This is a genomic window from Corynebacterium xerosis NBRC 16721 = ATCC 373, from assembly GCF_001552415.1.
Classification (GTDB): domain Bacteria; phylum Actinomycetota; class Actinomycetes; order Mycobacteriales; family Mycobacteriaceae; genus Corynebacterium; species Corynebacterium xerosis.
Window position 1 is genome coordinate 1 of sequence record NZ_BCRD01000012.1, and the last position, 4,672, is coordinate 4,672.

Here is a 4,672-nt window from a genome sequence, read left to right on the forward strand (position 1 = left end):
GGCACACCCTCCACAACCGGGCACTCCCGGCCGCTTCAAGCAGCAAGAGAAGAACTTAGCACATCCGATTTCAACCGCGCAAACGGCTTCGACCGGATCGTTTCAGGTCTTCCCCCAGCGCCAGCTTCCGTGTCGCCTTGCGGCGTCGGCCTCGCTGACTCCCAGAACATTACACACGCCGCCGAGAACAACGCAAAACGCCACGTCAACCCAGGAAAAGCGATTGCGCTGCCCCAAGGAAGAACCAAACCGGGCCCGCCTCCCGAGGAGACGGGCCCGGTGGTCGTCGTAAAGCGAGCCCGCCCGCCCTACTGGACGCGCTCGATGTCCGCGCCAAGCGACGTGAGGGTCTCGACGAAGTCGGGGTACCCGCGGTCTATGTGGAAGACGTCGTGCACCTCGGTGAGGTCGCCCGGCTCGGTGCACAGGCCCGCCAACACCAGGCCGGCGCCCGCGCGGATGTCCGACGACCACACCGGAGCCGAGCTCAGGCGCCGCTTGCCGCGGATCATCACGTGGTGCCCGTCGACGGTGGCGTCGGTGCCCAGGCGGATCATCTCGTCGACGAACCGGAAACGCGACTCGAAGACGTTCTCGGTGAGCACGCTGACGCCCTCGCTGACGCTGGCCAGCGCAATCGCCATGGGCTGCAGATCGGTTGGGAAACCCGGGAACGGCAGGGTCTGGTAGTTCACGGCCGACGCCCGGCCCTCCATGCGCACCCGGAACCCGGCGGCGTAGGTCTCCACCTGTGCGCCGGCGTTCTTCAACTTTTCCAGCGCCAAGTGCAGGTGGCTGGGGCTGATGCCGCCGACGGTGACGTCGCCGCCGGTCATCGCGGCCGCATACGCCCAGGTGCCGGCGACGATGCGGTCGCCGACGACCTCATGGCGCGTCGGCCGCAGCTCCGCGACGCCGTCGACGGTGATGGTGTTCGACCCGGCACCGGAGATCCGCGCACCCATGGCGACGAGCATGTCGCACAGATCCACGATTTCCGGCTCGCGCGCGGCGTTGTCCAAAACGGTCCGGCCGTCCGCGAGCACCGCGGCGGTGAGGATGTTCTCGGTCGCGCCGACCGACGGGAAGTCGAGCTTGATGTGCGCGCCGGTCAGGTGTTCGGCCTCGGCCACCACGCACCCGTGGTTGATGTAGGTCCGTGCACCGAGCTGTTCCAGCCCGGACTGGTGCATGTCCAGCGGCCGCGACCCGATGGCGTCCCCGCCGGGCAGGGCGACGATGGCCTTCTTGCAGCGCGCGGTCAGTGGCCCGAGGACGCACACGGACGCGCGGAACTGCCGCACGGCCTCGAAGTCGGCGCGCGGCGACAGCTCGGCCGGCGTGGTGATGCGCACGACGTCGCCTTCGCGCTCGACCGTGCATCCCAGGCCCTCGAGCACCTTCTGCATCAGCGGGACGTCGTCGATGGCCGGGCAGTTGGTCAGCACGGTGGTGCCCTCCGCCAGCAACGCCGCGCCCATCAGCTTGAGCACGGAGTTCTTCGCGCCGGACACGCGGACCTGCCCGCTCAGCCGAGCGCCGCCCTTGACCAGGAATCGTTCGTTTGCCACGGCACCAACGAAACCACACTTTCGCCGCCGCCGCCTAGAGTGGTGTCATGTCCGTTCATTTGACACGCATTTACACCCGTACCGGCGACGACGGCACCACCGGCCTGTCGGATTTCAGCCGCGTCCCCAAGGATGATCCGCGCCTGGAGGCCTACGCAGATTGCGATGAAGCCAACGCAGTCATCGGCCAGGTCCTGGTTCTCGGCGAGCCGTCCGAGGACATCGCCGCGGTGCTCCGCCACATCCAAAACGACCTCTTCGACGCCGGCGCCGATCTGGCCACCCCGATCGAGGAGAACCCCAAGTACCCGCCGCTGCGGATCACGGAGGACTACGTCACCCGCCTGGAGCAGTGGTGCGACTCGTTCAACGAGGATCTGCCCTCCCTGAAGTCCTTCATCCTGCCGGGCGGCACGAAGGCCGGGGCGCTGTTGCATTCGGCGCGCGTGGTCGCCCGTCGCGCGGAGCGTCGCGCCTGGACCGCGGTGCGCGAGCACCCGGAGACCACGTCCTCGTGGCCGGCGAAGTACCTGAACCGCCTGTCCGACCTGCTTTTCATCCTGTCGCGCGTCGCCAATGACGGCGATGACGTCCTGTGGGTCCCGGGCGGCGAGCGTGGCCCGGACAATGTCGGCGGGTCCGGTTCCTCGGACTAGGACGAAAAAGAAGCTTGACGACGGCCCGGCGTCCGCGCCGGTCCGTCGTCAAGCAGAATCAGTGCAGGATCAGATCAGGGCAGGGCCCCGATGCGGCGGGCCGCGTTGACCGCCTCGTACCGGGTGTGGGCCCCCAGCTTGCGCATCACCGAACGAAGGTAGGACTTCACGGTCTCCGCGCCGATGCCCATTTCCTCGGCCGCCTCGACGTTGGTGTGGCCCAACGCCACGCAGGCCAGCACGTCCAGCTCGCGGGCCGACAGCTTGGTGGTCTGCTTCACCCGCACGGGCGTGACCATTTGGTCGCAGAGTTCCTCGAGCTCCTGGCGCAGCTTCTCGTCGTCGACCCGATTGGCCAGCATGCGCAGCTTCGAATGGGTGGAGCGCACCTGCTCCCATTCCGCGCCGTTCATCACCCGGCCGCCCTTGCCCCCGGCGGCGCGGTCCATGTTGCGGCAGGCGTCGGCGACCGACAGGTCCTGCTCCAGGCACCGGGCGGTCATGGTGACCTCCTCCAGCACCTTGTCCCCCAGCCGCACCGACGAATGCACGCCGGCGTAGAGCACGCCGCGCACCTGGCGGGCGACGATCACCGGCACGGCGACCAGCGAATGCAGGCCCTCGTCCTTGATGTTCTGGTCGTACTCGTGCGTGATCACCTTCGCGCGGAGGTAATCGCTGACGCCGACCGGCCGACGGGTCGACATGACCCTGCCGCCGACGCCCGCGCCGGAATCTATGACCAGATTGTGCATCGCGGGGGTGCGCAGACCGACCCAATGGCTGATCTGCATCTTTCCGCCGTCGATGACTTCGGCGTACATGGTCACGGGGATGCCCGTAGCGTTCTTGAGCGTGACCAGGGACGACTTGATCACTTCATCGTCGTCCAAAATTCGGTGGGGATCCATGAACGCTGCCTCCTGCTACCCAACCTGCTGCCCCGCGCCTGACCCAGGTGACCCCGAGCGGGGGGCGTGTTTCCGTACACCGGAAACTATACCCTCCAAAAGGGTGCCCCTGCATTGAGGCGATCCTCACAATTTGGCCGAAACTCCACCCCCACGGTTCGTGAATATCTTCATGTGGAACCGTTCGCGTTGCCCCCTGCAGGGCGGATTCCTCACCCCCGGGGCGGGCGGGGGTGGAACGGAGAAAGGCCGTCGCGGCGCTGCGCTTCACGCAATGCGGCGACGGCCCCTCACTCCGAACGGGGTCGGGATTCCCGGATCAGCGGGTCAGAGGGTCAGCGTTCCCACTCGGGCTTGCGCTTCTCCGCGAAGGCGTTCATGCCCTCGATCTTGTCGGCGGTGGAGAACAGCGAGTAGAAGACGCTGCGCTCGTAGTGCACGCCCTCGGTCAGGGTGGTCTCCAGCGCCCGGTCGACGGCGTCGGTGGCGATGTAGGAGGCGGTCAGCGGCATGCCGGCGACCTTCTCCGCGATCTTCGCGACCTCCTCGGCGAAGCCCTCCAGCGGCAGGATGCGGGAGACCAGGCCGGAACGCTCGGCCTCCTCGGCGTCCATCATGCGGCCGGTGAGCACCAGGTCCATGGCCTTGTACTTGCCGACGGCCTTGGTCAGGCGCTGCGAGCCGCCCATGCCGGGGATGACGCCGAGGGTGATCTCGGGCTGGCCGAACTTCGCGTTGTCCGCGGCCAGGATGATGTCACCCATCATCGCCAGCTCGCAGCCGCCGCCCAGGGCGTAGCCGGAGACGGCCGAGATGATCGGCGTGCGCACCCGCGACAGGCGGTCCCAGCCGGAGAACAGGTCATCGAGGTACGCGTCCTTGTACGAAAGGTCCTTCATCTCCTTGATGTCGGCGCCGGCCGCGAAGGCCTTCTCGGAGCCGATGATCACGATCGCGCCGATCCCGCGGTCGCGGTCGAAGCCTTCGACGGCGTTGGCGAGCTCGTTCATCACCGTGGTGTTCAGTGCGTTGAGGGCCTTCGGCCGGTTGAGCGTGATCGTGGCCACGCGCCCCTCGACGGAGGTCAGGATGGTCTCGTAGGTGCCTTCGGACATGGGTATCTTCTAGTTCCTTTCGTTGGCGTCCGCGCCATCGGCCCGGGTCTGTTCAATGATGGCAGAGAAGTCCAGGCCCCCGTTGCCGTCCGCCAGGAATCGCGAGTACAGATCGCGGGCCAGGCGGCCCATCGGGGCGGCGGTGCCGGCGGTGTCCAGGGCGTGCTCGGCCAGGCCGAGGTCCTTGTCCATCAGCGCCGTGGCGAAGCCGGGCTTGAACCCGTTGTTCGCCGGTGAGGTCGGCACCGGGCCGGGCACCGGGCAGTTGACGGTCAGTGACCAGCAGGCGCCGGTGGAGTTGGAGACGACCTCGTGGAACGCCTCCGGGGCCAGGCCGAGCTTCTCGCCCAGGACCATCGCCTCGCCGATGGCGATCTGTTGGATGGCCAGCACCATGTTGTTGCAGACCTTCGCGGCCA

5 protein-coding genes are annotated in these 4,672 nt (G+C 67.5%); 1 reads left to right on the plus strand and 4 read right to left on the minus strand.

Annotation, left to right across the window (positions count from 1 at the left end):
• Window positions 1-308: 308 nt before the first annotated feature.
• Window positions 309-1,571, minus strand: a complete 1,263-nt coding sequence (gene murA, locus CX1_RS11845; RefSeq protein ID WP_046650176.1) for a UDP-N-acetylglucosamine 1-carboxyvinyltransferase — start codon at window positions 1,569-1,571, stop codon at window positions 309-311.
• 47 nt (window positions 1,572-1,618) lie between these two features.
• On the opposite strand from murA, the gene CX1_RS11850 reads away from it, so the two are divergent.
• Window positions 1,619-2,227: a cob(I)yrinic acid a,c-diamide adenosyltransferase gene (locus CX1_RS11850; protein ID WP_046650177.1), complete on the plus strand. Its 609-nt coding sequence runs from the start codon at window positions 1,619-1,621 to the stop codon at window positions 2,225-2,227.
• 74 nt (window positions 2,228-2,301) lie between these two features.
• On the opposite strand, the gene ramA is transcribed toward CX1_RS11850, so the two are convergent.
• The 3 genes from ramA to CX1_RS11865 all read right to left on the minus strand — a co-directional run.
• Window positions 2,302-3,138: an acetate metabolism transcriptional regulator RamA gene (ramA, locus tag CX1_RS11855; RefSeq protein ID WP_046650178.1), complete on the minus strand. Its 837-nt coding sequence runs from the start codon at window positions 3,136-3,138 to the stop codon at window positions 2,302-2,304.
• A 335-nt stretch (window positions 3,139-3,473) separates the two neighbouring features.
• Entirely contained in the window at window positions 3,474-4,253 is a 780-nt protein-coding gene (locus CX1_RS11860) for an enoyl-CoA hydratase (RefSeq protein WP_060925730.1), read from the minus strand.
• Window positions 4,254-4,262: 9 nt separating this feature from the next.
• The coding region (locus CX1_RS11865; RefSeq protein ID WP_156425061.1) for an NAD-binding protein at window positions 4,263-4,672 on the minus strand (410 nt) is incomplete at its 5' end.

Bases quoted from the DNA above. Each gene is read 5' to 3' on its own strand.
- CX1_RS11850 (WP_046650177.1), top strand. From the start codon at position 1,619: ATGTCCGTTCATTTGACACGCATTTACACCCGTACCGGCGACGACGGC.
- ramA (WP_046650178.1), bottom strand. From the start codon at position 3,138: ATGGATCCCCACCGAATTTTGGACGACGATGAAGTGATCAAGTCGTCC.
- CX1_RS11860 (WP_060925730.1), bottom strand. From the start codon at position 4,253: ATGTCCGAAGGCACCTACGAGACCATCCTGACCTCCGTCGAGGGGCGC.